The 22,142-nt window shown below is 67.3% G+C and carries 35 protein-coding genes, 1 tRNA gene and 1 pseudogene; 9 read left to right on the top strand and 28 right to left on the bottom strand.

Translation table 11 applies throughout. The features are described 5' to 3' along the window. Positions 1-111: 111 nt before the first annotated feature. On the bottom strand, positions 112-888 hold the full coding sequence (locus ML5_RS04490; protein WP_013473880.1) for an HAD-IIB family hydrolase: 777 nt from the start codon (positions 886-888) through the stop codon (positions 112-114). Between the two features lie 222 nt (positions 889-1,110). Here ML5_RS04490 and ML5_RS04485 point away from each other — a divergent pair, with 222 nt between their 5' ends. From ML5_RS04485 to ML5_RS04475, 5 genes are all read left to right on the top strand, one after another. Beyond that, positions 1,111-1,461: a hypothetical protein gene (locus ML5_RS04485; RefSeq protein ID WP_013473879.1), complete on the top strand. Its 351-nt coding sequence runs from the start codon at positions 1,111-1,113 to the stop codon at positions 1,459-1,461. A 316-nt stretch (positions 1,462-1,777) separates the two neighbouring features. Next, positions 1,778-1,951, top strand: coding sequence for a hypothetical protein (locus ML5_RS32280; protein WP_013283846.1), 174 nt, complete (start codon positions 1,778-1,780; stop codon positions 1,949-1,951). Positions 1,952-2,025: 74 nt separating this feature from the next. Further along, positions 2,026-2,688: a DUF6882 domain-containing protein gene (locus tag ML5_RS04480; protein ID WP_236619360.1), complete on the top strand. Its 663-nt coding sequence runs from the start codon at positions 2,026-2,028 to the stop codon at positions 2,686-2,688. A gap of 218 nt (positions 2,689-2,906) precedes the next feature. Beyond that, positions 2,907-3,317, top strand: coding sequence for a hypothetical protein (locus ML5_RS31390; RefSeq protein ID WP_236619359.1), 411 nt, complete (start codon positions 2,907-2,909; stop codon positions 3,315-3,317). Positions 3,318-3,630: 313 nt separating this feature from the next. Then, a complete protein-coding gene (locus tag ML5_RS04475; protein ID WP_143766927.1) occupies positions 3,631-4,020 on the top strand; it encodes a hypothetical protein in 390 nt (129 codons plus the stop codon). A 169-nt stretch (positions 4,021-4,189) separates the two neighbouring features. On the opposite strand, the gene ML5_RS04470 is transcribed toward ML5_RS04475, so the two are convergent. From ML5_RS04470 to ML5_RS04460, 3 genes are all read right to left on the bottom strand, one after another. Beyond that, positions 4,190-4,681, bottom strand: coding sequence for a hypothetical protein (locus ML5_RS04470; protein ID WP_013283843.1), 492 nt, complete (start codon positions 4,679-4,681; stop codon positions 4,190-4,192). 270 nt (positions 4,682-4,951) lie between these two features. Then, positions 4,952-5,347 carry a hypothetical protein gene (locus tag ML5_RS04465; RefSeq protein ID WP_049800092.1) on the bottom strand — a complete coding sequence of 132 codons (396 nt, stop codon included), beginning with the start codon at positions 5,345-5,347 and terminating at the stop codon, positions 4,952-4,954. Between the two features lie 560 nt (positions 5,348-5,907). Then, positions 5,908-6,147, bottom strand: coding sequence for a winged helix-turn-helix domain-containing protein (locus ML5_RS04460; protein ID WP_013473877.1), 240 nt, complete (start codon positions 6,145-6,147; stop codon positions 5,908-5,910). A 137-nt stretch (positions 6,148-6,284) separates the two neighbouring features. Here ML5_RS04460 and ML5_RS31900 point away from each other — a divergent pair, with 137 nt between their 5' ends. The 3 genes from ML5_RS31900 (at position 6,285) to ML5_RS04445 (ending at position 7,709) form a co-directional block, all read left to right on the top strand. Next, on the top strand, positions 6,285-6,464 hold the full coding sequence (locus ML5_RS31900) for a hypothetical protein (RefSeq protein ID WP_013473876.1): 180 nt from the start codon (positions 6,285-6,287) through the stop codon (positions 6,462-6,464). Positions 6,465-6,636: 172 nt separating this feature from the next. Then, positions 6,637-6,945 (top strand): hypothetical protein, encoded by a 309-nt coding sequence (locus tag ML5_RS04450; RefSeq protein ID WP_013473874.1) that lies wholly within the window; start codon positions 6,637-6,639, stop codon positions 6,943-6,945. Between the two features lie 65 nt (positions 6,946-7,010). Beyond that, positions 7,011-7,709: a hypothetical protein gene (locus tag ML5_RS04445; RefSeq protein ID WP_013473873.1), complete on the top strand. Its 699-nt coding sequence runs from the start codon at positions 7,011-7,013 to the stop codon at positions 7,707-7,709. 8 nt (positions 7,710-7,717) lie between these two features. Here the strand turns inward: ML5_RS04445 and ML5_RS04440 are convergent, their stop codons facing one another. From ML5_RS04440 to ML5_RS04345, 21 genes are all read right to left on the bottom strand, one after another. Beyond that, entirely contained in the window at positions 7,718-8,428 is a 711-nt protein-coding gene (locus tag ML5_RS04440) for a hypothetical protein (protein ID WP_013473872.1), read from the bottom strand. Between the two features lie 144 nt (positions 8,429-8,572). Beyond that, positions 8,573-8,752 (bottom strand): hypothetical protein, encoded by a 180-nt coding sequence (locus ML5_RS04435; protein WP_013473871.1) that lies wholly within the window; start codon positions 8,750-8,752, stop codon positions 8,573-8,575. A gap of 12 nt (positions 8,753-8,764) precedes the next feature. Next, entirely contained in the window at positions 8,765-9,496 is a 732-nt protein-coding gene (locus tag ML5_RS04430; protein ID WP_013473870.1) for a hypothetical protein, read from the bottom strand. Between the two features lies 1 nt (position 9,497). Beyond that, complete coding sequence (locus ML5_RS04425) at positions 9,498-9,890, bottom strand: SprT-like domain-containing protein (RefSeq protein WP_013473869.1); 393 nt, start codon at positions 9,888-9,890, stop codon at positions 9,498-9,500. Further along, positions 9,887-11,161 (bottom strand): tyrosine-type recombinase/integrase, encoded by a 1,275-nt coding sequence (locus ML5_RS31155; RefSeq protein WP_013473868.1) that lies wholly within the window; start codon positions 11,159-11,161, stop codon positions 9,887-9,889. Before ML5_RS31155 ends, ML5_RS04425 begins: the two co-directional genes overlap by 4 nt. After that, on the bottom strand, positions 11,158-11,334 hold the full coding sequence (locus ML5_RS32275) for a hypothetical protein (protein ID WP_013473867.1): 177 nt from the start codon (positions 11,332-11,334) through the stop codon (positions 11,158-11,160). Before ML5_RS32275 ends, ML5_RS31155 begins: the two co-directional genes overlap by 4 nt. Next, positions 11,331-11,510 carry a recombinase family protein gene (locus ML5_RS04415; RefSeq protein ID WP_013473866.1) on the bottom strand — a complete coding sequence of 60 codons (180 nt, stop codon included), beginning with the start codon at positions 11,508-11,510 and terminating at the stop codon, positions 11,331-11,333. Before ML5_RS04415 ends, ML5_RS32275 begins: the two co-directional genes overlap by 4 nt. After that, the gene (locus ML5_RS04410; protein ID WP_013473865.1) at positions 11,507-11,839 is read right to left on the bottom strand and encodes a hypothetical protein; all 333 of its coding nucleotides are present in this window, start codon (positions 11,837-11,839) and stop codon (positions 11,507-11,509) included. The genes ML5_RS04415 and ML5_RS04410 overlap by 4 nt, the downstream gene beginning before the upstream one ends. Beyond that, positions 11,836-12,459, bottom strand: a complete 624-nt coding sequence (locus ML5_RS04405) for a recombinase family protein (RefSeq protein WP_013473864.1) — start codon at positions 12,457-12,459, stop codon at positions 11,836-11,838. The genes ML5_RS04410 and ML5_RS04405 overlap by 4 nt, the downstream gene beginning before the upstream one ends. Before the next feature lie 116 nt (positions 12,460-12,575). Then, on the bottom strand, positions 12,576-12,776 hold the full coding sequence (locus tag ML5_RS04400; protein ID WP_013473863.1) for a hypothetical protein: 201 nt from the start codon (positions 12,774-12,776) through the stop codon (positions 12,576-12,578). A gap of 121 nt (positions 12,777-12,897) precedes the next feature. Further along, positions 12,898-13,575 carry a hypothetical protein gene (locus ML5_RS04395; protein WP_013473862.1) on the bottom strand — a complete coding sequence of 226 codons (678 nt, stop codon included), beginning with the start codon at positions 13,573-13,575 and terminating at the stop codon, positions 12,898-12,900. A 122-nt stretch (positions 13,576-13,697) separates the two neighbouring features. Beyond that, positions 13,698-15,857, bottom strand: a complete 2,160-nt coding sequence (locus ML5_RS31150) for a bifunctional DNA primase/polymerase (RefSeq protein WP_013473861.1) — start codon at positions 15,855-15,857, stop codon at positions 13,698-13,700. Between the two features lie 114 nt (positions 15,858-15,971). Beyond that, entirely contained in the window at positions 15,972-16,283 is a 312-nt protein-coding gene (locus tag ML5_RS04385) for a hypothetical protein (protein WP_013473860.1), read from the bottom strand. Further along, positions 16,276-16,461: a hypothetical protein gene (locus ML5_RS04380; protein WP_013473859.1), complete on the bottom strand. Its 186-nt coding sequence runs from the start codon at positions 16,459-16,461 to the stop codon at positions 16,276-16,278. The genes ML5_RS04385 and ML5_RS04380 overlap by 8 nt, the downstream gene beginning before the upstream one ends. A 126-nt stretch (positions 16,462-16,587) precedes the next feature. Beyond that, positions 16,588-16,767 (bottom strand): hypothetical protein, encoded by a 180-nt coding sequence (locus ML5_RS04375; RefSeq protein WP_013473858.1) that lies wholly within the window; start codon positions 16,765-16,767, stop codon positions 16,588-16,590. Then, the gene (locus ML5_RS04370) at positions 16,767-17,225 is read right to left on the bottom strand and encodes a hypothetical protein (RefSeq protein ID WP_013473857.1); all 459 of its coding nucleotides are present in this window, start codon (positions 17,223-17,225) and stop codon (positions 16,767-16,769) included. Before ML5_RS04370 ends, ML5_RS04375 begins: the two co-directional genes overlap by 1 nt. Positions 17,226-17,286: 61 nt before the next feature. Further along, positions 17,287-17,727 carry a hypothetical protein gene (locus ML5_RS04365; protein WP_013473856.1) on the bottom strand — a complete coding sequence of 147 codons (441 nt, stop codon included), beginning with the start codon at positions 17,725-17,727 and terminating at the stop codon, positions 17,287-17,289. Further along, on the bottom strand, positions 17,724-17,921 hold the full coding sequence (locus ML5_RS04360) for a hypothetical protein (RefSeq protein WP_013473855.1): 198 nt from the start codon (positions 17,919-17,921) through the stop codon (positions 17,724-17,726). The genes ML5_RS04365 and ML5_RS04360 overlap by 4 nt, the downstream gene beginning before the upstream one ends. Continuing rightward, complete coding sequence (locus ML5_RS04355; RefSeq protein ID WP_143766926.1) at positions 17,918-18,103, bottom strand: hypothetical protein; 186 nt, start codon at positions 18,101-18,103, stop codon at positions 17,918-17,920. The genes ML5_RS04360 and ML5_RS04355 overlap by 4 nt, the downstream gene beginning before the upstream one ends. Continuing rightward, complete coding sequence (locus tag ML5_RS04350) at positions 18,103-18,366, bottom strand: hypothetical protein (protein ID WP_013473853.1); 264 nt, start codon at positions 18,364-18,366, stop codon at positions 18,103-18,105. The genes ML5_RS04355 and ML5_RS04350 overlap by 1 nt, the downstream gene beginning before the upstream one ends. 291 nt (positions 18,367-18,657) lie before the next feature. Further along, positions 18,658-18,733, bottom strand: a tRNA-Arg gene (locus ML5_RS04345). A gap of 262 nt (positions 18,734-18,995) precedes the next feature. Here ML5_RS04345 and ML5_RS04340 point away from each other — a divergent pair. Continuing rightward, on the top strand, positions 18,996-19,613 hold the full coding sequence (locus ML5_RS04340; protein ID WP_085983661.1) for an IS5 family transposase: 618 nt from the start codon (positions 18,996-18,998) through the stop codon (positions 19,611-19,613). A 6-nt stretch (positions 19,614-19,619) separates the two neighbouring features. On the opposite strand, the gene ML5_RS04335 is transcribed toward ML5_RS04340, so the two are convergent. The 3 genes and pseudogenes from ML5_RS04335 to ML5_RS33065 form a co-directional block, all read right to left on the bottom strand. After that, positions 19,620-20,879 (bottom strand): nucleotide sugar dehydrogenase, encoded by a 1,260-nt coding sequence (locus ML5_RS04335; protein WP_013473852.1) that lies wholly within the window; start codon positions 20,877-20,879, stop codon positions 19,620-19,622. Between the two features lie 436 nt (positions 20,880-21,315). Continuing rightward, a complete protein-coding gene (locus ML5_RS32695) occupies positions 21,316-22,014 on the bottom strand; it encodes an IS3 family transposase (RefSeq protein WP_083816928.1) in 699 nt (232 codons plus the stop codon). Beyond that, positions 21,995-22,072, bottom strand: a pseudogene (locus ML5_RS33065) (hypothetical protein); the annotation flags it as partial. The gene ML5_RS32695 and the pseudogene ML5_RS33065, both read right to left, overlap by 20 nt. Positions 22,073-22,142: the final 70 nt, after the last annotated feature.

Raw genomic sequence — 22,142 nt, 5'->3', positions numbered from 1 at the left:
TGTTCGGTGATGGGACGGGAGAGCGCTCTCTCGGCTGTTCCTACCTCATCACCGTCGATACCGCCAGAGCCCGCCGGTTCCGGAACCGGCGGGCTCTGCTGCGGGCTGTGCTCAGGCGCGCTCGGCGCGCTGCTGCACCAGGTCGTCGACGAGCTTCTCGACGTAGTCGGCGGTCTCCTCCCAGCGGGTGACCGCGACGCAGCGGATGCCCATCGCCTTGACCGGGTAGTCGTTGCCACCCACGTCCAGGCGGTCACCCACGAAGAGCACGTTGTCGATCTTCAGGTCCAGGTGTTCCAGCAGCTTCCGCATGCCGTACGCCTTGTCGACGCCCTTGCGGGTGACGTCGATCGAGGTCGAGCCCCCGCCACGCACCTCCAGGTCGGGCAGCTTCGCCGCGACCGCGTCCCGCAGCCGCCGCTTCTTGTCGCCGTCCGGATCCCAGCCGTACTTCTCGGCCGGCGGGGCGGACTGCCCCAGCGCGGAGAACGTGATCTGGCTGCCCCGGTCCTCGATGATGTCGCCCCAGGTCTTCGCCTCCCACAGGCCCAGCGCCTGCGCCGACTCGGTGAGCGCGGTGACGACACGGGCCTTGTCGGCCTCGGTCAGATCCTCCGCGTAGACCTGCCGCCAGTCCCCGTCGGACCAGCGGTAGTAGCGGGTGCCGCAGGTCGGCATCAGGTGCAGCCGGTCGCGCTGCTCCTCGGTGAGGTCGAGGTGGGCGAGCACCTGCGACTGGAACTGCTCGAACCGGCCACCGGAGATGACCAGCACGTCCACCTCGGTGAGCAGGTGGCCGAGCAACTCCGCCATCCGACGATCGATCTGGGACTTGGAAATCGCCAGGGTGTCGTCGAGATCGAACGCCACCACTCGAAGATCGTTCACGAATACCTCATGTCGTCGCGGACAGGCCAGGACCTGCCAGGGTACCGACGGGTCCTGGCACCGGCCTGAGGGCCCGGCGGGTGACACGTCCCCTCGACGGAGCGTAACCCGGCAGGTCTCCGGGCAGCCCCGCTTCCCGCTCCCGGCGTCAGCGCTCCCCCCGTCGACGGGATCGTCGGCGTCGATAGCGTTCGGCCGACAAACACCTTCATCGATGGAGGAGTGCCGGTCGCCGCCGCGCCCGCCGACGACATGTCCACGCCGGCGGGTTCGTCCACCTTCCCGCTGGCCGACCCGGACACCCTGCTGGCGAAGGACGGCTCCTACATCACGTACGGCACCAGAGTCGGCGCCGGGACCGGCGCGCGCTGCGGCGCGACCGGCAGGCTGTACGTACTGGTCCTCACCCAGGGCTCCGGCAACAGCGTCGGCATGGTCGACTGTGCCTCGCACGACGCCCTGCCGTCCGGCCCGGGCGCCTGGGCCGTGGCGTGGCACTGGTGGAACGGCTCCACCCGCTTCTCGATGACCGGCGTCCTGACCCGCCCCTCCACCAGCTTCCTCGTCTCGTAGCCGGCGCGCCGCGGGTCGGGCCCGCGGCCTGGCGCGCCTGACGACACCGCTGCTCACCATGCGCTTTTGCGTGGTCACGCTGGGTTGAACTGCTTCACGGAAAATTGCATTTGGCAAGAGATGGCACCGAAATTTTCTCGATGCGATGCATCTGCTTGTCAGGTACCCGACAGTGAATTGCCCACTCTTGTGCTAGCTGTCGGCCGGGAGGATGCTCGAACGGTCGAACGGCACTGCGTCGCCTCACACAGAGGGCGGCGCCCGGCTGCCACCGGACGCCGCATTCGACTCCACCGCTGCAACGGAAGGAGTCACGTTGACTGTAATCCCTCACGGGTCAGACTTCGAGACACCAGAGGACGAGGACGAAACCGTTGCCGAGCCGACCGACCGGCACCGGCTCATCCTGGCGTACATCAAGACGCTCAGTCCGATCATCGCCGCCGTCGTCGCCTGCATCGGGACGCTGGTGGCAGCGCTGGTCCGCTGACCCGCCGGCCCCGCGCTCCGGCTCCGGCCGGACGCGGGGCCGTCCCGCGCTGAATGGTCTGGCACACTGCGGCGATGCCGACGTTTGATCGACTCTTCGCCGAACATGTCGGCACCGGCCTGGCCCGCCAGATGGCGCTGGCCGACCTGCTCGGCGAGCGCGACTGGCAGCTCGACGTGCCCGACGGCATCGCGACGTTCGGGACCGACCTGCGGTACCGCGTCCAGCTCCTCGGCACCGAGAGCCACGACAACGGCACCTGGCTGTGGGCCTGGGCCAACGAGGCCAGCAACCTCCCGCCGGCGCTACTGAATCTGGCCGGCTGGCTGCGCGAGTACGGGCACCGCCAACGGGTCGCCGAACTCACCGAACCCACGTTCCCGCTTCAGCGCGCCGACGGACACCGCCTCGCCCTGCTGGCGTCCGGCCTGAGCGGCCGCTGCTACTACCGCGGGCCGTACGACGGCGGCGCCGTCTTCTTCCACCTCGACGACGCCCCACCGCAGATCACCGCGCCGGTCCGGCCCGAGCGGGCGCTGACCGTCCTGACGCAGGTCCTTCAGTCCTTCCCGGTGGAGCACCGCGTCGCCGTCGAGTCGTTCCTGCACCAGCAGGGGTGGCGGCTGGATCGGGCGCCGATGTCGGTGACGGCGCAGGATCGAGGCGGGTCGGTCCTGCGTGTCGAGTTCGACGCGATGGGTCGGGTCAGCAACCTGTCGGGAACGGTCAGCCCGTAGGCGGAATGTGGTGCCCCCGGCAGGATTCGAACCTGCAACACACGGTTTAGGAACGATTTAGCGGCTACCGGGCCACCTGCCGCCCCACCAGAGGATTCGCGTGGAGGCTCCGCCGTGGTGTGCTTGATCGTTCCGCGTATGTTCCGGACGACTTCCTACCTCGCCCGCCGCCGCGCTCGCCCTTGAAGTTGGCAACCGACGCGGTTACCGTCCCGCGGGTGCTAGATGATCCACTTGATGCAGGCAGGCCGCGCGACGGGCTAGCCCTGGGCCTGCGTGCGGTGCTCATCTGGACCGTCCTCGGGCTGCCAGCGATTGGGGTCAGCTACCTCGTCTGGGATGTGACTGGCGGCTACTGGCTCGGGTATCTGGCGGGCTCCGCCATGCCGGTGGCGGTGACCCTATGGCTCGCCCCGCGGGTTTCCTACCGACGTCGGGATGCACTGATCGCTGTGATCGCGTGGCCGTATATGGCGGGCGTGATCGCATCTCGAATGGCGCTGCTGCCATACCGGGACTGGGCGCCCCGGACAGACGAGGTGCGGCGCTCGCGTTGGCACCACAACCCGCGATACGCCGGCTACTGGTGGATCTCCCAAAACCCGTCACCGTGGCCACCGAAGAAGTGAGACACCCGCGCCCGGTGCGCCGTCAAGTGCGTGTCCACCCTGCGGACAAAGAGCAGCCGCCGGACTCAGACGTTGAAGCGGAACTTAGACGGGCGGACGCGAGCCGAAGCCCTCCGCCGGAGGCGCCCTAACCGCAACCCGCGACCGCCGCCAGCTCGCCGATGTGGCCGGCGTCCGCTCCCCTACGCCGCGCGGGCTCGCGGCCGCGCGGCCCGGCCGGCTGCCGGCCCAACCCTCACCCGTCAACCGGTCTGTCGTTCTGCGGCGGCCCTCCGGGCTCCCCGCTCTCCACGCGTCCCACCAGATGCTTGACATGATCGCGGCGCTCTCAGTGGAGGCCGACCCTTGGCGATCCGTTGAGGTCGGGAACGATGAGGCCGTGGGCATGAGTGTGCAGGTTCATGAGTACAGCGGTGTCGTTGTCGAGCGGCTTACGGACGAAGCGGACGTCGGGCTTCTCTGCTCCTTCGCCGCATCGGAGCCGTCACGTTACCCGTTGCTCTCCGGGGTCGATCCCTACGACGACACCTGCTTCAACCCTCGCCAAAGCGTCAGCCTGGCGGCCGAACTTCGGTCGATCATTGAGCAATCCGAGGATGGCCGGGTGCGAGCGGCTGCCCAGGCGGTGGTTCAGCTCGCATCGCTCCTAGAGGTCGCGCCCCGACGCCCTCATCACAGACGGCTCCTGTTCATCGGCGACTGACTGAGAGAGTTCGCCAAGGCGCACCAGGTCATCTGTCAGCCATGTGCTGGGACGGATTAGTCAAACATGTGGTGGGATAGACACATGTCGTGTCCCGGCTGATGCTTTACACCTGCGTCCCACCAGATGCTTGACATGATCGCCGTGGGCAGCGTTGGCGGCGGGTGAGCTAAGCAGCCAGCGGCTTCCAGCGCTTGATGACAACCGGGTCAGCATGCGGGGCAGGCCATACCTGCAGTCGAAGCCGCTCCATGGTCGCCGGATCGTCGTCGGAATCAATGCCGAGAAGTTCTGCCTGGGCCAAGTTGCTTCTCGCGGCTCGTACGCGAACCGGTCCCGCCGCTACGCGGAACCGTGCGGCCTCCGGCTCGTAGTCGGTGCAGCCCATGACGACGAGTCGGCCCGAGGAAACTTGCAGGCTTGCCTCCACGACGTGGTCGAACTCCGCGCTGTCGTCCTCCGGCGCTGCCTTCAACACCTCCACGGTCACGGCCACGTTGACGTTGACGGTGGTGCCGACCGCCATGGCGTCCGTGTCGACGGCAAGGTTGTCGAGCACCGCCTCTTCGGTCCAGGCGTCGCCAAGATCGGTTACGGACCCGTCATCGAGCAGGTGAACCTGGTAGTAGTCCGCGAAGAGTTCCAGCTCCGTCGAGATCAAGGCACCCTCCCAGTCTTCGTGCCTTGCGAAGTCTCGTCGCAGACCAAGGTCGACTGTCAAGCATCTGGTGGGACGGATTCGTCAAGCATGTGGTGGGACTAGACAAAGATCGCCAAGGGCTAGCCGAGCGGCATCCGAGCGACGACTTGCCATTCGTACATGCGCCGCTCTCGATCTCGATCAGATCGACGTGGCTGATCGACACGGTGGCGGGGTCAGGAGCTACGGACTGCACCGCCTGAACGTAAGGCTCGGATGGGCCGTCGGCGGTCAGGTAGGCAACGCTGACGTGAGGTCGGTATCGGCTGGGGTCCTCGGAGACCTGGTCCTCACCGACGACGCGCCGGATGGCGGTCCGGGTAGCGGCTCGGTCCGGGTAGCGGCTCGTAGCCGTTGGACGGGCAGGGCGGGCATGACGATGGCCTCGTCAGCCACAACGATCGCGCCGAACTCGACAGCGACCGCGGGCAGTTGCGCGAGTTGCTTGCCCGCCTCCTCGATGACTGCGCCCAGTGTCGCGTCGCTTGTTTCGTCGGTGAAGCCGATGCCCTGCACGGTGAGGTGTAGCCACTGGTCCGGGATCAGCGTTGCGGTGGGAGCTGCGGCCACTGCGGACCGGTACGAGTCCGCTAGGCGGTACAGCTCGGGTTGGTCCTCGAAGGTCACATGGAAGGGCGTAAAAGCGGCGCCGCTTCAACCTCGCGGTACGGTCGGCTGGGCTGGTCGACGTGACGCCTCACGACCTACGGGCCACGCACGGGAGCTGGGTCGCGGACTCGCATGGCGTCCTGGTGGCCGCTCGTCGGCTCGGGCACGCCAACGCCAGCGTGACGACCCGCCACTACGCCCGTGCCGTTGACGGCCGCGACGCGGAAGTCGCTCAGCACCTGCACGCGAGCAGGGCGAAGATGGCGAGGCGATCGGGCACGCAAGCCCCGAAAGACGGAACAGTGATCGGTGATCAAGGGCCTGACCTGGTGCCCCCGGCAGGATTCGAACCTGCGACACACGGTTTAGGAAACGTACGACCCACCGAAACGCGCTCGCCTGACGGGTCGAGGTCCCGGCTGGTCCCGGCTCCGTCTTTTGCAGTTTCCGCAGGTCAGGCCGCATTTATGCAAGCGTAGGTCGATCCGTTGCACGCACCCCTACCTGCGCGGACTCTCGCCCAGCTCCGGACGCTCACCGGACGCGCCCGCAAAGGCGCGCAGTACCCGGTAGGGGTATCAGTCGCCCTCTCCGCCGGAGACGTAGGTGCCGCGCTGCGGCACGGTGAAGACCAACCCACGCTCCCGCAGCAGAGCTACGGCCTGCCGGACGGTGCCCCGGCCAACCCCGTACTCCCCGCGTAGCTGGGACTCGCTGGGGATTGGTCGTCGGGGTGCCAGCTTGCCCGTCTCGATCTGCTTAGCGATCAGGTCAGCAAGCTGCACATACATCGGCACCGGCGACAGCGGATCAAGCATGTCATCAATCCTCACCCGACGTCCTGAGACGTTCTGCCTTGAGTACGTCGGGGTACGTGTGGTGACGTGGGGCGACAAGACAGGACGAGTTGGATTACCTTCTGTAGGCGACTGCAAACCCGCTGGCAGGAGGACTCGTGAAGCTCTGGCCCTTCAAGCGTCGTCGCCCCGCCCCGCTCGACCGGACCGGCCCAGCGACCATCTACCACTCCCGGACCGGCGCATACCCGGCGGTTGGTGTCGCGCGAGTCGTCTACCCGCCGGAGCGGCCGTTGCTCACCCTGGCCGGGGAGCACCGGGCGGGGCTGTGGCGATGATCGAGCGGCGGGAGGTGCCGTTTCTGGTCCAGTCGGCGTGGTACTGCCTCGACTACCACCGCCACGCGCGCTGCTGGAAGTGCACCGACACCGGCTCCTGTGTGATGAGGGAAGCCGCACGCAACCGGATCAGGGAGTGGCGCAGGTTCCGTCACCTCTGGGGGTGGCCGCGATGAACCTCAAGGCAGGGGACCTCCTCCACGTCACCCGCGCTGCTAGCGTCCAATTCGGCAAGCCGATCATCTTCCGGCTGATCCGGGTGCTCCCTTACCCGACGTACGACCGGTGGGCCTGGCTCGACGGGTACCAGTTGAACGAGAAGGGTGATGCCGTCGAGCGCCGGGAGATATTCGTGCAGCCGGAAGGGCTACGGAAGCTCGCGGAGGCCAAGCCCTCTCCCGCCCCGCTCGCTCCACGCCTCGCGCCCCGGAAGGCTCCCGCCCAGACCTCGCCCAGGAGGACACGCGCAACGCCCGCCTAGGCCACGAAAGGCGAGGCAGTTGCCGTCGAGTGGTACAACCTCATCGGGGCTGAGGGAGGTATCGCGTGAGCACGTTGGAGGCCATCACGCTGTTGGTTGCGATCATCAGTGCGTTGACTGCGGTCGTGGCCGCCCTCTTCGCCGGGTCGCAGGCAGTGGCCGCAACTCACCAAGCCCGGTACGCCCAGGCGCAACTTTCCCTCGCGGAGCAGGTCCGCAAGGACCAGGCTCAGCCCTACGTCTTCGCGGACCTGCGGCCGGACGAGCAAGACCCGGTCAAGGTCATGCTCGTTGTGCACAACACCGGTTCGACCGTCGCCAAGAACATCCGCGTCACGTTTGACCCGCCGCTCTCCTCCGTCGCCATGCCGGACTTTGCCGCCGAGATGGAGGTGCTGAGGGGTGCCATCGCAACACTGCCTCCCGGGCGTGCGGTGAAGTGGTTCTTTGACATCAGCTTCCAACTCTTCGACACCCCGAACGCGCCCCGCCGGTACACGGTGACGGTCAATGCTGATGGCCCGTTCGGTCCCGTCGAGGAGTTGGTCTACGACATCAACCTGGACGACATCGGGCGTAGCGACGCGAGCAAGCCGCTGCTGAAGAAGGTTGCGGATGAGCTTGAGAAGTCGCGCAAGGCGCTCGACAAGATCGTCGTGCAGCATCAGAAAATTGCCAGCCGTCTCCCCGCTCCGGAGGTCCCGTCACAGCCGAGACGGACGGCAGCCGGCTCCGCCACGTCCGGGGAGCCGGCTGCTGAGTGATGGCGTAGCTACCCGGCCTCCGCGATCCGGCGGAGCGCCGCAGCGACGTTGAGCACCTTCTTGCCACCTACCCGGCTGTTCTTGTGGTCGAACGTCTTGGCGGTGAACCGCAGCTCAACCGGCCCGGTCGGGCACTCGCCGGTGAGCGTCACCCCGCCGTCGCGCTGCTCGCTGATCTTGAAGGCGGTGAGCTGCTGCGCGACCAACTCCGCCTTCTGGCGGCTGGTCATCTTGCGGGTTACGTTCACCTTCATCCCGGCGCGCGAGGTCCCGTAGCGTCCCTTGTAGTCGGCGCTCGCCCGGTTCAACTCCGGGTAGCAGATCCAGCATCCCGCCCGCTCTGCCGCGTCTTCTGGGAGCGCGTCGTGGCCGTGGTCGCTGTGGGCGTTCTCCCACTGCGCCTCCTCGTGGCACGGCACGCACAGCTCGACGGCGCGAGCCGCGTCCCGGTCGGTCGAGTCTCCGGAGCCGGTCCCGACGTTCCGCACGCCGCAGCTCCGGCAGCCCTTGTCCGCCTTCTTGGCCGGAGCGGGCTTGGCCTCGCTGGCCGCCTTCTCCGCCTCCGCCTTGGCAGCGGCCAACTCCTCCGCGTTGCGGCGGGTGACCTCCGCCGTAACGAGCGGCAGCAGGGTCGCCTTGTTCGCGGAGCCCATCCCCTTGATGCCCAGCTCGCGCGCCTGCTTGCGGAGGCCGGTGGTGGTGGTAGCGATCTCGATCATGGCTGCGGTCCCTTCTCAGTGCCAGCCGGTCAAGATCAACTATCCGCCAGTAGAGTGCAAATGGAAACCCTTTCCAACAGATCCCCTCAAAGCCGGCAGCCGGCTCCCGGTGGGTCCGGAGGCCGGCTGCTGGTCAGGCCGGGTCTAGCCGTCGAGCGGCCAGCCGTTGTAGTCGGCGTGGACCGGTGGCCGCTCGTTGACCGGCATCGGCCCGTACTGCCGGGCGTGCTCCCGCGTCAGCTCCTCCGCCCGGCGCTGGTCCGGGGTGATTGCCTCGCCCGGTAGCGCGTCGAACTCGCTGCCCGGCGTCTCCGGCTTGCTCATGTCTGCCTCCTCTCAGAAGGGATTGACGAGAAGCGAGCGGTTCTGGAAGCTCATGTTCTCGCTGTTGAACGCCGACACCTGGTACATCGCCTCGAAGGTGTAGAGGCCGTTGACCACCGGGAACGCGTATTGCGGAACCAGGGCAAAGGAGGAGTTGCTGGCGAAGAAGCTTGCATCTCCGTCGGTGTCCCAGGTCAGGGAGCGCGTGTCGGAGGCGTTGAAGGTCACCTGGCCGTCGGCCTGGTTGATGATCCGGAAAGACATCTTCGCCACCCGGTTGTTGTTTGAGTTCGGCGCGCTGCCCCAGATCATTTGACAGCCGAAGAAGACGGCAGCCTTCTTGCTGGAGCCGATGCGAACGTCAGTAACCCGAGGTCCCTGCCCGTCGGGAGCGGCTACCCACTGCGGGATGCCTCCCACTGACGTGTCATTGACCGTGATGACACTTCCCTGGTCGTCAGCCTTCATCCCAAAGGCCAACTGTGCGAGGTCTACCACCTCGCCCGTGTCGGGGTCACGGGCTGCCAGCCCGTACTGGCCGTCAGCGATCTCTCCGGCGATCACCTTGACCACGCCGTTCTCGTCACAGATCTCCATGCCGACGCGGCCGGTGCCGTCCGGGAGCTGCCCGAACCGGGCCATGACCCGCCCGTTGGGGTAGTAGAACTCCAGCCCGACGCGGGGCGGTTGGTTCTCACCGTCGAGGTATTGCGACAGCGCGACAACTTCTCCGGGTTGAGGCATCTCAAATCCCCTTCAGTAGGTGGGTTGGTGTCGGGTACGGCCAGGTGGTGGCCGTGGTCAGGGTTGGGGCTGGCACCCCGAATCCAAGCCGGGCAACGGCTTCCGCTCCGGTAGCGCAGAAGTCGAGGCCGTGCCCGTCGGAGCCGTTGGCCTGGTAGCAGGCCTGGTGCGTCATCTCGTGCAGCAACGTCCCGAAGAGGTGCTGCGGGTGGTCGAGGAGCGCGCGGTCAACCCCAATCGCCCACGCCTCCGCGTCCCAGGCTCCGGCGAGCCGGCTCCCGTCAGTTCGGCTGAGAATCCACGGCGCGAGCCGAATCAGCACCGGCCGCAGCCGCCCGCCGAAGCAGACCGCGTTGAGCCGGTCGTACAGCTCCGCTACCGCCTCCGGGTTCACTGCGCTCTCCGCAGCGGGCGGACGTTGCTCGACGCGGGAACCGTCGGGCGCGCAGCGAAGATGTGCGGCGCATCGTCGTCCGGCGGGATCAGGTGGGCGTAGAACTTCTGCGTGGTCTCATAGCTCGCATGGCCCATCTGCTCGGACAGGCGGTGGATGTCTCCGCCCGCTGACAGCCACAACGCGGCGAACGTGTGGCGGAGGTCGTGCAGCCGGGTCGCCTCCGGCAGTCCCGCGGCCTGCACAGCCTTCTTGAGGATGTTGCGGTAGAAGGCAGCCGGCTCGACCGGCTCCGCCCAGTTCAGCCGGAAGCCCTCCCGGACCTTCTTGCCCTGAGCGTTGGTCGTGTAGGTCGCGCCCGGCTTCCGGTTCGGGAACAGCGGCGCACCCGGTTCATCCGCCCGCTCGTGGGTGCCGGTCAGATAGGTGTGGAGGTCTTCCGCGAGCCACGGCGGCAGCTCGACGCGGCGAGTGCTCTCCTCGCTCTTGGGGGTGTCCGTGACCCACGCCCCGCCCTCTTTGCGACGGGTGCGGTGCACGTCCACGTACCCGCGCCAGGTGTCCTTGACCTTCCACAGCTTGACGTCGGCCACGTCGAGCCCGGCCAGCTCCGCCGCGCGCAGCCCGGTGTACGCGAGGAACCGGATAACCAGCCCGTACGGCTCCGGCGCTGCCCCGGCAGCCCGCTCGACCTCTCCCGCGTCGAGGAACACCGCTCGGAACTTGGCCTCACGGTTGGGCTTCCGCCCCGGTAGCTTCCGCAGCACGGCCGGGTTGGTCGGTAGGGCGTTGTCCTCCACCGCCAACTCAAGCACCGCCCGGAACGTGTTGTAGGCGTTGCGGACGGAGTTGCCCCGCGTCATCCGCCGTCGCTGCCGCGTCCCCTCCGGCAGGCATCCGCCGTCGGTGAGCTTCGCGCGGAACGCCCGGCAGTCGCTCGTGCGGATCTCCGACACCGGCCGACCCCGGAAGAACTCCCGCGAGTGGAGCAGGGCCGACCGGTACCGCTCGACCGTGCGCGCCTTGACGTTGACGGCCACCTCGGTGAGGTACTGGTCGGCGTAGGCGTCAAAGGTGAGTCGAGCGGCGCGCGGGTCGCGGTTGCTCTCCCCAGCCAGCTCACTGAGGATGAAGCCGTTGGCCTCCGCCTCCGTCGGGAACAAGCGCGCGGGTCGGTGCTCCCGGCCAGCGAGCCGGTACCGCCACCGCACCTCCCACTGACCGTCCGGACGCTGTCGCGGGGCAGGCAGCTTCTTGGGCTTGTGGATCATCGCCCCGCCTCCTCGCGCTTGCGGCTGGAATGACGGGAACGGAAGAGGCTGCGGACGTTCACCGTCCGGTAGTCGGTGCACCGGTAGCACCAGACGATGTCCCCCTTGAACGGGACCGGGTCAAACGAGACTCTGTGGCCGCAGGAGAGCCGCGACTCATGCACGTTGTTCATGCGAGGCCACCCCGCGTCGCGGTCCGGTAGACCCAGCGGATGAACTTCGCATGCCAGGGCCGCCCGTCGGGGCTCAGTAGACCCTCCTCGTTCAAGGCAGCCGCTACGGCGGTGTACGTCGCCCCCGCCCGGCAGTCGCGGACGATGCGGCGGATGAGGTCCGGGTCGAGGCTCATGCCGCCACCTCGAAACCTGGGCAGCGATCCGTCCACTTGTCCCGATGAACACGTATCGCCTTGTCCGGCCCGACGTACAGCTGCGAGCGCTGCCCGGTGACGTCGTGCTCCTCGCGCGGCACCACGAACTCAGTGAGGTGATCGACCAGCTTGGCCCGCGAGGTGAGCGTCACCTTGAGCCCAGGGATGGGGCGAGCCGTCGCCACGAGACACCACATCTCAGCGGTGAAGTACCTGCTCGGGACGCTTTCGACATCGAAACCTTCCGCCGCAAGGCAGTGCTCGATCTCGTGCATGAGTTCCAGCGCCTCGAATGTCCGCTTGGTCATGCTGCGGCCTCCCAGATCCGGGCGACCGTCGAGGCGTACCAGCGCTTGCCGCCTCCGGGAGTGGGGATGCCGTCCGCGTCGAGGCCGGAGGCGACCGCAGCGAAGCTCTTGCCCGCCTCGCGCTCCTGCTTGATCCGGGTCACGGTCGCGTCGTCTGCCTGGCGGGAGCGACCGAACCGCGCTCCTTGAGCCTTGGCCTCCGCCATGCCGTCGGCGGTGCGCTGCCCGATCATCTCGCTCTCCCACTGCGCGACCGCAGCGAGGATGTGGGCCACGAGCCGACCGTTGGGGGAGCCGGTGTCAAGGTCAAAGTCCAGCACCACAACGCTCCAGCCCTGCCGCTGAGACGCGGCGATGAAGGAGGTGAAGTGCTGGACCGACCGGGCGAGCCGGTCAAGCTTGCACACCATCAGCCCGTCTGCCTCACGGCGCTTGAGCCGGCGCAACGCCTCTTGGAGGCCGGGCCGGTTGTCCGTCCGCCCGGAGTACCCGGCATCCGTCACGATCTCCAGGTCATACCCCCGGCGCTCCGCCTCCTCGCGGAGGCGTTCCGTCTGCGCGTCGAGCGAGAAGCCCTCCTTGGCCTGCTCCCGCGTCGACACGCGGACGTAGCCCAGCATCAGCGGCCTACGTGGGGCGTCCGGTGCTCCCGTTCCACGCCTCGTGGGCTGCCGACGCTCGCGGGTCGATCCGGACACCCCCGGCCCTCCGGCAGCGCTACGGCCACGAGAGCCGGTCACCGCCCCGCCCCCGCCCGGCGAGCGCGACCGGTGCACAGCGGCCAGGCCACCTGGTTGATGACGAACAGCACCCCCAGCAGCGCCGCGATGAGGTCTGCGGTGGTGGCGAGGCTCCCTGCCCCAACCAGGATCACCGCAACACCCGCGATGATCGCCAGCTCAGCAAGGGCGACGCTGACGCCCGTCGGTACGGCCATCTCCTCCTCCTTCCGTAGCGTGAAGGGTCCATCACGCTCCGTGACCGACGGTACGCCAGCTCCACAGTGGACAGTTAGGGCAGAGACTCGCCTCTTCTGATTCCCTTGCAGGCCAAGGGGTCTAGCGCAGGCGAGCGCGCCCGTTGGTCGCTCGACGCTGCGGCATCAGCTCCCCTACGTGGACCACCTCCGGTTGCCCGCCCGCCTCCGGCTCCCAGGACAGCCCCAGCCGACTGGCAGACGGGAGAGCGGCCGGAGGCTCCGCCGCGTCGTCGTCTGCGTCGTCCCAGATCCCTTCCAGGACCTCCCGCCACGCCGGGTTGACGCTGACCGCCACATCCACCCCGCCCTTGAATCCCGCTCGCTCCAGCGCCCAGGTGATCGCCTTCAGCCGGTCAGAGGCGGACAGGTCCGCGTCCCGCGCGATCCCCAACAGCAGCTCCATCAGCTCATCCCGCGCTGCCTTCAACTGCTCCTCCGCCTTGAGTCGAGCCGGGGTGCCCTTAGCCGCTCCGTGCATCGGGCAGACGGTCGTCCCGTTCACTGCCCACCGACCGCACTGGTTCCCGGTCCTCTTGCTCTTGGCCTTGCACTTCAACTTCCTAGAGGTCACCGTCACCGAGAGGTGTTTGTCTGCCATCGCCTTCTCCTCCTCCTTGGGTTCGTGCACTTCTTTCAACCTCGCGTCGTACGTCGCCGACCCCCTTAAGGAGGGGTCGGGCCGTACTTGGTACGCCCCCAAGATCGCGTAGTTGGGCCGTAGTTGGCTCACGAAGTTGGGGGCGACCAGGGAAAACACATCAAGATCCGTTAAGCCGTCGTTGGTCCGTCGTTGGTCCGCGAAGTTGGTTTCCGGTCAAGATCCGCGAAGTTGGCCCCGACCAGGGGAAACGCGAAAACCGTCGTTGGTCCGAAGTTGGGTCACCCGTCCGCCTCGCCCGGCTCCCGGACGTACTGGTAGACCGCTGCCGTAGAGCCGGACGGGCCACCCTTCTTGCCAGGGATCTTGACGGCGCGCTCCGCCTTCACCATCGCGTCGAGCTGCCGGCGGATCTTGCCTTCCACCGCCTCCGACTCAACGCGGGCACCGCCGTAGATCCGCTTCACGACCTGCTTCACGGTCATCCCCTCGCGCGGTCCGGCCCGAAGCGCGGTGTCCGCCGTCATCTTGGGCGTGACCGTCTCGGAGCGGCCCAGCGAGTGGGAATGCGAGACCATCAGCGGGCCAACCTTGGCGAGCGGCTGCTTGAGGTGCTTGACCTCGACCTCTTCGGAGCCGGCTTGTCCGTCGAGGAAGACCACCGAGCCAACACCCGCCGTGATCCAGCGGGAGCCGTACACGTCGGACAACTCGTTGGGGGTCTTGTTCTGTCCGTTGGCCTTGCGCTGGTGATGGAGACCGACCCAGTTCATCCCCCGGGCCAAGACCTCCTGCATTGCCATGTTGAGGCCGGAGCCGGTCGCATCATCGGACAGCGACGCGGCCAAGTCCTTGTAGCTGTCCACGTACACGTCGGAGATGCCCTCGCCGAACTCCGCGCGGATCCAGTCCGCCATCGCGGAGGGCGATCCCATGATGTCGACCGGCAGGGGACCGTTCCACACCTCCAGGCGCTCCGCGAGCGTCGGCCGGTCCTCCTCCCGGACCATCCGCCCCAGCGAGCGGGCAGCCTGCGCCGGACGGTCCATCGCCAGGTACAGCCCGCGCCCCTCCAACGGAACCACCGGCAGATCCCAAAGCTCATCCCCAAGCCCAAGCCGCGCAAGGATGAGCTGTTGAAGAGTCGTTGTTTTGCCGACGCCGTCACCGCCGACAATTAGCAGCGCCTCGCCCGTGATCCACAAGACTTTCTGGTCCTCGCCCCAGATCGTCGGCAGACCCTCGCCCAGCTCCGTCAGGAATTCCGCCCCAGTCATCCGACGGCTGCGCTTGGACAGGCTCAGCAGCTCCTTGTACCGCTTGGAATCGAACAGTTTCTTGGCCTGGTGACGGTTCTCCATGTCCTGCACCAGGCGGAGCACCGCTGATCCGGAGTCGTCATCGTCCCCGCTGGGCTCATTAGAGGAGCCGAGCAGCTCGCACCAGTCCTCCTCGACTCGCGCGCCCAACTCGTGGATCGTCTTGGAGACGGCGGGGTTGAGCAGGCGGGTGAACTCCGTCTCCGCCTGGCCGGTGGACTCCCGGCGAGCCTTCCCGGAACCGCCGGTGACCTCCGCCAAGAACTGCTTGCGGAAGATGGCTACCGCCGTCTCCAACCCACGGTGCCCTTGGGCGCTGTCCCGGATGGCCTGCCATAGACCGTCACGGGTGATGTCGTGCGCGCCGGAGGAGCCACGCAAGGCCAGCTCCCCTGCCGTCTTAGTGATGAGCCTCGCCATCTGCGCGCAAGGTTCGGCGGAGTCCTCAGCGATCCACCCGGCAACCTCTGCGTCGGGCAACTCCGGCGCGTCCTCACCGACCACCGGGTCATCCCGCATCAGGTACCGGTCCCACGCCTCCGGGAGCCACGGCAGCTCCTCCGGGTCCGGAGCCTCATCCTCCAGCGCCTCGCCGTCCGGGCTGAACCACACGTACTGCCGGCCTGACGGATGGAGCGACGGGGCACAGATGACGTAGCGGTGGCCGTACTGGACGAACTCGATGCCGCCGCCATCCTCCGGCGCAGGGCTGCCACGCCTACGGCCAGGCCGGCAGCGGAACAGGTAGATGCCCGAGATGCCGTCATCTCGGGAGCTGGAGCGCCACGTAGGCGGAAGGTCGCCAAGGCGTTCCTGCAACACCTTGAAGGTTTCCGCGCCGGGCTTGTCGTCGTACGCGTCAACATCCACGCCGATCAGGCCGTGCCCCAGGCGGAGCGCGATGTTGCCGGCCCTGAGCTTGACGCCGTTCTTGGGGTCGACGGTGAATCGGCCGGAGGTCACCCACTCCTCGACCTGTTCCCGGCTGGGCTGCGGGTTGCTCCACCCCGTTACCGCGTCCGGAACCGGGGACTTCTTGCCAGGGGGCAGTGGGATCGGACGCCAGAAGTTCGGGTCTTCGTCCGCGTACGCCGCAGCGGCAACTTTGTATGGCGTGCCCATCAAGCACCGCCGCAGAGGACAAAGTTGCTGTTAGCGGCAATTCTGTCTTTCACGCTATGGTTCTCCTTGTCTTGGTGTTGCTCTGCCCCGGTTGCCCGCCGGGGCATTGCGCTTTCAGCCGACTCTGCGGACTTCCAGCCCATCGACCGCTTCCCGGCCCATCGCCTCGATGACCAGGAACAACCTGGACAGAACGGTTTGCGAGATGAGGTGGTAATCGCCTTCACCGAGCTTGTTGGAAATGCCAAGGTTCCGGAACCTGATGAGGTACAGGAACGAATCGATGGCCTTCTTATGCGGGTTGTCCGGCTCAACGAGAACAGCCACGAGGCTCCCCGTTGCCGCGCCCAGCTTCTGGCTGGTCCCATCCCACTCCAGACGCGATTCTCTGATCAAGTCCGGACCCATCCAAATTGCCTTAGGCATTGCTGTTCTCCTTCTGCTTGGCGGCGATGCCGGCGGTCAGTAGCTCCCGGATCACCCGCGCGTACGGGCGGTCAGTCCGCTCCGCCTCCGCCTGGATGTACTCCCACTGCTCCGGGGCCATGGGAATCCGCCTGCTCTTGCCGATGACCGGCCTGCCCGGTCCGCGCTTCTCGCTCATGTCAATCCCCCTCAGATAGACAGAAAGGGACCAGCCACTGCGGATTGTTAGCCCGCTAGCGGCTGGTCCCTTCTCGCTGAAACCGAGATTACCGGACCCAGGTGGGTCGCGGTTTTCTACAGAAACTCAGCGCCGTGCAGCTACAGAGGGCCGACGCTTGACCCGCTCGATCTCCGCCAGGACTTCCCACCGGTGCGGCGTGCGCCCCAGCCGCCGGTAGAGGCGGGAAGCCGCCCGGCACCAGGACGAGTGGATGTAGTAGACCCTGGTCTTGCCGTAGACCTTGGTGCACTTGCTGAAGCTCATCACGGCGCAGCCTCGATCTCCGCCGGACCGGCCTCCGCGAGGTCGCAGCCGGCCCCGTGCTCCAACGTGAAGTCGATGGCGCTGCTGTCCTCCGCGTCCTCCGTCGTAACCCACCGGCAACCCGGCTCGCACGGGTAGAGGTCCGCGATGCGGGCGAGGATGGCGGGGGTGTCCGGCAGCCGCACCTCCCAGAACGTGTCGCTGAGCCGCTGCACCAGCTCCCCGACATCGAGCCCGGACTTGTACCAGGAGAGCGGCAGGGGCAGAAGGATGTGCCGCATGGTCTGGGTGCGGTAGTCCTCCGCCCGCCGGTCGTAAGAGCTGGCGGAATCCTCGATGAGCAGGTGGAGCCCGATCAGCTCCGCCCGGAGGTGGTCGACCTCCATCAGGTACAGGACGACGCGGCTGCTGTCAGCCGCAACAACTGAGACGATTCGATAGGTTTGGCCGTACGACATCTCCACCCTCCTCCAGGGGGTTGACGGCCCGGCTGGCTCGCCTCCAGCCGGGCCGCGTCGTTCACAGATTGGGCAGGAACGGGCGCGAATGCGCCATGGCCGGGAGCCGGTCGTACATGCGCTCCGCCTCCGCGATCGGGTCGAGCCCGACCAGCCCGGCAGCCTCCTCGCGCAGCCGCTCGACCTCAGCGGGGATGCCCTGGCGCTGCTCGATGAGCTTCCGGGAAGCCTCGCGGAACGCCGCAGCGCCGATCCGCCCCTGCCGGGCGCGATCCTGGAGCACGCCCCAGGCGTTGCGGATGTTCTCCGCCTGGGCCGCCAGCTCCTCGACGGCGTGGTTGATCGACTGCCGCCGACCGGCGATGAGCTTCTGCCCGGCGGTGCGGTAGTGCTCCTCCGCCTTCCGCTCCAGCGCGTCGAACTCCTTCCACTGCGCCGGGCTGTACTTCCCCTGCGGGGTGTTCTCCTTGTCGGCGCGGTACTGCGCCAGCGTCCGGCTCACAGCGCCTCACCCCCGCCACGGCGGTTCATGCCGGGGAATCGGTCGGCCAGGTCCTCCCTGGGGGCGGTCAGAAGCTTGTCCGCCGCGTCGAGCGCGGGCAGCGCCTCCGTCAGTGCGGTCCGCTCCATGTGGACGATGTTCTCCAGTTGACGGCCGACGCTGTCCAGCGCCGCACCGAACGGGTCAGTGCTCACCTTTCACTCCTCGTGTTGTCGGTGCTCTCTCCGAGCAGCGAGGCCAACCCGGCCTCGATGACTACTCGCTTGGCTTCCTGCATTCCGCGACCGCGCATCGCTGCGACCAGCTCCACGCGGGTCCACGTCTCCTCCGTGACCGGGACCTTGATCGACCGGCCGTACAGCTTGGGCGCGCTCATCAGGACCAGCCCCACTGGCGCTCTCGTGGGTCCCGGTCCAAGATGGCCTGGCCTTCCGGCGTCTCGCTGAGAGCCGCGTCGATCTCCGCCGCGCGACGGGACAGTTGCGCCCGCTCCCCGACGGAGAGCGGAGTGCCCGGCCTGCCGTTGCCGTACAGCGGCCTCCGCGTCGAGCCGGGCTGCCTCCGCGCCGGGAAGGCCGGTGCCGTCTTGGGCGTCTGCCCCGCCTCGCGCAGGATCTCTGACGCTGCGTCGTTGGACATCTCTCCACCTCCCCATCCAGGGGCCCAGATCAGGGGCCCAAGATCAACTTGACCGTACGCTGAGGCGGGGCTGTTGATCTTGAGATGGATGAGCTGGTGAAGCGGTCACGAGACAGTGCTTGAGCCTCGCCCTCTCAAGGGGAAGGCGAGCGAGCCGGAAGGGTGCAGGAGGTCAGCGCTGCAAGCACATACCCGGAGGGGGTACCTGTCTCAGCGGGCAAGCTCCCGCGCTGCAACGGACGTGGAACGGACTTTCGATCTTGGCGAGCGCCGACGATCAAGCCTTTGACCTGGTGCCCCCGGCAGGATTCGAACCTGCGACACACGGTTTAGGAAACCGATGCTCTATCCCCTGAGCTACGAGGGCGCGAGCGCCTAGTCTAGCGACCTTGGGGTTCACCTGGGGTGGCAGGGAGTGGCCCGCGTTCACCCACGTCCCCCGACCCCTGTTCTCCCAGCCCAGGACCACACCCGGAGCACACGGACCCCGGGTTGCGACCGGCGGTCGGCCACGGTGACCCGCGTTTGCACCGGTTCACCCGGGTTGGCACCCGCTGGAGAGCACACACCGCGCACATCATCGAAGATCAACGGTGTTCCGTCCGTAGGGCCCACAGTCGGGGTCCGGGATGACCTGCTGGCGGCGGCTGGAGGAGTGGAACCGGGCCGGGGTGTGGCAGCGACTGCACGAGGTGCTGCTGGCCGAGCTCCAGGCCGCCGGGAAGCTGGACTGGTCCCCGCGCCGTGATCGACCCCTCGCATGTGCGGGCCGCCAGACGCGGCCCAAAAGCGGCCCGAGCCCGGTCGACCGCGCCCGCCCAGGATCGAAGCACCACATCCTGACCGAGGGCGCCGGCATCCCCCTCGCGGTGTCACTGACCGGCGGCAACCGCCACGACGTCACCCAACTGCTGCCGCTGATCGACAAGATCCGGCCCGTGCGTGGCGGCGTGGCCGGCCGGCCCCGCCAGCGCCCCGACCAGCTGTTCGCCGACCGCGCCTACGACCACGACAAGTACCGCAAGGCGGTACGAGGCAAGGGCATCCGCCCGCGCATCGCCCGCCGCGGTCAACCCCACGGCTCCGGTCTCGGCGCCTTCCGCTGGGTGGTCGAGCGCACCGTCGCCTGGTACCACGGCATGAAACGGCTACGCATCCGCTGGGAACGCCGCGACGACATTCACGAAGCCTTCCTCGGCCTGGCCACCTGCATCATCACGTACCGACATGTCGTACCACTTTATTAGGACCTCTTAGAGCCGGTCTGCTATCGCTCCCGAGGTGACTCCCCTTGTGTCGAAGAATCGTTTGGCAATCCCAGCAAGATGGTCGGCGTCGTACTCTCGGTGGTTCTGCACGAGGATCACAAGGTCGGCTGAGGCGATTGCGCCCTCAAGGTCATCTATTTTCGGGAAGTCGACTCCCGCCGCCGTCCAATGCTCGACGTGCGGGTCGTGGTAGCTGATCTTCGCGCCCAGAGCGGCGAGCCGGCGCGCCAGCGGCACCGCTGGAGACTCGCGCTGGTCGGCGATGTTGGGCTTGTATGTCACACCGAGCAGCAGAATGATTGCACCGTTGATGGCCAACCCGGCACCATTGAGGATGTTCTGCGCCCGACTCGCGACGTACGTCGGCATAGTGGCGTTGATTTCCTGCGCCAGTTCGACGAACCGGAACGGGTACCCGAGCTTTGCCCGCACCTTGTGGCTCAGATAGTTCGGGTCGATCGGGATGCAGTGGCCGCCTACGCCGGGACCTGGGTAGAAGGCCTGGAAACCGAACGGTTTGCTCGCGGCGGCGTGTATGGCGTCCCACAAATCGATGTCGAGTTCGTGGCAGAATCTGGCCATCTCGTTGACCAAGGCGATGTTGATATGCCGGTACGTGTTTTCGAGCAGTTTCGCCGTCTCGGCTTCCCGGGTTCCCTTGGTTCGGACGACCGTGTGGATGAACCGGCCGTAGAACGCCACTGCCCGCTCGGTGCTCTGTGTAGTGTCACCTCCGACCACCTTCGGCGTGTTGTGGGTGCCGAAACGCTCGTTTCCCGGGTCGATGCGCTCAGGGGAAAAGGCGAGGAAGAAGTCCACGCCTGCGACGAGACCGGACTGTTCGAGGATGGGGCGGACGATCTCGTCGGTTGTCCCGGGATAGGTCGTTGATTCGAGCACGACTAGCATGCCGGGACGCAGGTTACGAGCCACTGTGTGGGCTGCGGCCTTGACCGCTCCCAGATCGGGGCCGCCGTCCTTGGACAGCGGTGTCGGCACGCAGATGACGACCGTGGCCGCGGTGGCGATCTCCGCATGAGCAGTCGTGGCGCGGAACCCGGATCGGACCATTTCGGAGACGTCGGCGTCCGAAAGATCATCCACGTGTGAGACGCCGCCGTTGAGAGCCTCGACGACCGTCGAGCTGACGTCGAAGCCGAGCACGGACATGCCGGCCCTCAACGCCTGCTGAGCCAGCGGCAGTCCAACGTAACCGAGTCCAAGCACCACAAGATCGACAGACACGTGCCCGCTCCTTTCACACCCCGTGCGGAACGTCGTCAGCCGGTTGATGCTATGCGGCGATGGTGGCCCCGAGAAGATGTACTGCCAACCTGATGTTTCCTTGAGATGTCGACACCCGGTCGTCCCGCGACCTGTGGCAGGGTAGCTGGCTTCCCCCTGATATCGGGACACCCTGGAACTGGACGTTCGTCCAGAGGGAGGGCGCTTGGCTCCGGATGAGCCACGAGACGCTGCGGAACTGATTGCGCGCCGAGGAACCACGATCCCGGATCCGGCCGCTCCACCGGCACCGGATCGGCCTCACTCTGCTGTGGACGCAACCCACGACCTGTCCGGGTAGCTGCGTAAGGGACGGGACGATCCGGTGTATCGGCGGAGCCAGCGGCTCGCGAAAACTCCGCAAGGGCAGTCTGAACCGCCCCGGGTTTGGTAGCGGCTAGATGGGTTGGGTTTCCGGCTGGGTCTGCCGGTGTTCGGTGGGATCGTAGAGGGCTTCGAAGGCGGCTGGTGGTAGGTCCGCGGCTCCGCTGTGCGGGCGGCGGTGGTTGTACCAGTCGACGTACTCCAGGGTGGCGATCTCGACGTGGTCACACGTCCGCCACGGCCCGTGCAGTTTGATCAGTTCGGTCTTGAACAGGCCGATCGTGGATTCGGCCAGAGCGTTGTCGTAGGCGTCGCCGACGGATCCGACGGACGGGTCGACGCCGGCGGCGGCGAGACGTTCGGTGAACGCGATGGAGGTGTACTGGCTGCCCGCGTCGTTGTGGTGCACCAGCCCGGCCAGATCCGTGGCGCCCTGACGGCCGCGGGCCCAGATCGCCATTTCCAGCGCGTCCAGCACGAGGCTGGTCTTCGTCGTGGTGGCGGCCCGCCAGCCGATGATGCGGCGGGAGTAGGCGTCGATGACGAACGCGACGTAGACCATCCCGGACCAAGTAGGCACGTAGGTGAAGTCGGCGACCCACAGCCGGTTCGGCGCTTCGGTGGTGAACCGGCGTTGCACCAGGTCCGCCGGCCGGGGCGGCGTGTTCGTCGGCGATCGTGGTGCGTCGGGTCTTGCCCCGCACCACCCCGCGCAGGCCGAGCTGCCGCATGAGCCGCTCGACGGTGCACCGGGCCACCGGCACCCCTTCACGGTTCAAGCTCAGCCACACCTTCCGAGCCCCGTAGACGCCGTAGTTCGCCGCGTGCACCCGCCGAATCTCCTGCCCAAGCCAGGCGTCGCGGCGCGTGCGGGTGGAGGGTGTGCGCCGGGAGGCGGCC

Origin of the sequence: Micromonospora sp. L5, from assembly GCF_000177655.2 — a bacterium.
Taxonomy (GTDB): Bacteria; Actinomycetota; Actinomycetes; order Mycobacteriales; family Micromonosporaceae; genus Micromonospora; species Micromonospora aurantiaca.
This window is presented reverse-complemented; position numbering and strand designations above follow the sequence as displayed.

What these genes read in the sequence shown, in the direction of transcription:
- ML5_RS04480 (WP_236619360.1), top strand. Translation starts at nt 2,026, where the DNA reads ATGCCGACGTTTGATCGACTCTTCGCCGAACATGTCGGCACCGGCCTG.
- ML5_RS04475 (WP_143766927.1), top strand. Translation starts at nt 3,631, where the DNA reads ATGATCGCGGCGCTCTCAGTGGAGGCCGACCCTTGGCGATCCGTTGAG.
- ML5_RS04460 (WP_013473877.1), bottom strand. Translation starts at nt 6,147, where the DNA reads ATGCTTGATCCGCTGTCGCCGGTGCCGATGTATGTGCAGCTTGCTGAC.
- ML5_RS04450 (WP_013473874.1), top strand. Translation starts at nt 6,637, where the DNA reads ATGAACCTCAAGGCAGGGGACCTCCTCCACGTCACCCGCGCTGCTAGC.
- ML5_RS04440 (WP_013473872.1), bottom strand. Translation starts at nt 8,428, where the DNA reads ATGATCGAGATCGCTACCACCACCACCGGCCTCCGCAAGCAGGCGCGC.
- ML5_RS04435 (WP_013473871.1), bottom strand. Translation starts at nt 8,752, where the DNA reads ATGAGCAAGCCGGAGACGCCGGGCAGCGAGTTCGACGCGCTACCGGGC.
- ML5_RS04430 (WP_013473870.1), bottom strand. Translation starts at nt 9,496, where the DNA reads ATGCCTCAACCCGGAGAAGTTGTCGCGCTGTCGCAATACCTCGACGGT.
- ML5_RS31155 (WP_013473868.1), bottom strand. Translation starts at nt 11,161, where the DNA reads ATGATCCACAAGCCCAAGAAGCTGCCTGCCCCGCGACAGCGTCCGGAC.
- ML5_RS32275 (WP_013473867.1), bottom strand. Translation starts at nt 11,334, where the DNA reads ATGAACAACGTGCATGAGTCGCGGCTCTCCTGCGGCCACAGAGTCTCG.
- ML5_RS04415 (WP_013473866.1), bottom strand. Translation starts at nt 11,510, where the DNA reads ATGAGCCTCGACCCGGACCTCATCCGCCGCATCGTCCGCGACTGCCGG.
- ML5_RS04410 (WP_013473865.1), bottom strand. Translation starts at nt 11,839, where the DNA reads ATGACCAAGCGGACATTCGAGGCGCTGGAACTCATGCACGAGATCGAG.
- ML5_RS04405 (WP_013473864.1), bottom strand. Translation starts at nt 12,459, where the DNA reads ATGCTGGGCTACGTCCGCGTGTCGACGCGGGAGCAGGCCAAGGAGGGC.
- ML5_RS04400 (WP_013473863.1), bottom strand. Translation starts at nt 12,776, where the DNA reads ATGGCCGTACCGACGGGCGTCAGCGTCGCCCTTGCTGAGCTGGCGATC.
- ML5_RS31150 (WP_013473861.1), bottom strand. Translation starts at nt 15,857, where the DNA reads ATGGGCACGCCATACAAAGTTGCCGCTGCGGCGTACGCGGACGAAGAC.
- ML5_RS04385 (WP_013473860.1), bottom strand. Translation starts at nt 16,283, where the DNA reads ATGCCTAAGGCAATTTGGATGGGTCCGGACTTGATCAGAGAATCGCGT.
- ML5_RS04380 (WP_013473859.1), bottom strand. Translation starts at nt 16,461, where the DNA reads ATGAGCGAGAAGCGCGGACCGGGCAGGCCGGTCATCGGCAAGAGCAGG.
- ML5_RS04375 (WP_013473858.1), bottom strand. Translation starts at nt 16,767, where the DNA reads ATGAGCTTCAGCAAGTGCACCAAGGTCTACGGCAAGACCAGGGTCTAC.
- ML5_RS04370 (WP_013473857.1), bottom strand. Translation starts at nt 17,225, where the DNA reads ATGTCGTACGGCCAAACCTATCGAATCGTCTCAGTTGTTGCGGCTGAC.
- ML5_RS04355 (WP_143766926.1), bottom strand. Translation starts at nt 18,103, where the DNA reads ATGAGCGCGCCCAAGCTGTACGGCCGGTCGATCAAGGTCCCGGTCACG.
- ML5_RS04350 (WP_013473853.1), bottom strand. Translation starts at nt 18,366, where the DNA reads ATGTCCAACGACGCAGCGTCAGAGATCCTGCGCGAGGCGGGGCAGACG.
- ML5_RS04340 (WP_085983661.1), top strand. Translation starts at nt 18,996, where the DNA reads ATGACCTGCTGGCGGCGGCTGGAGGAGTGGAACCGGGCCGGGGTGTGG.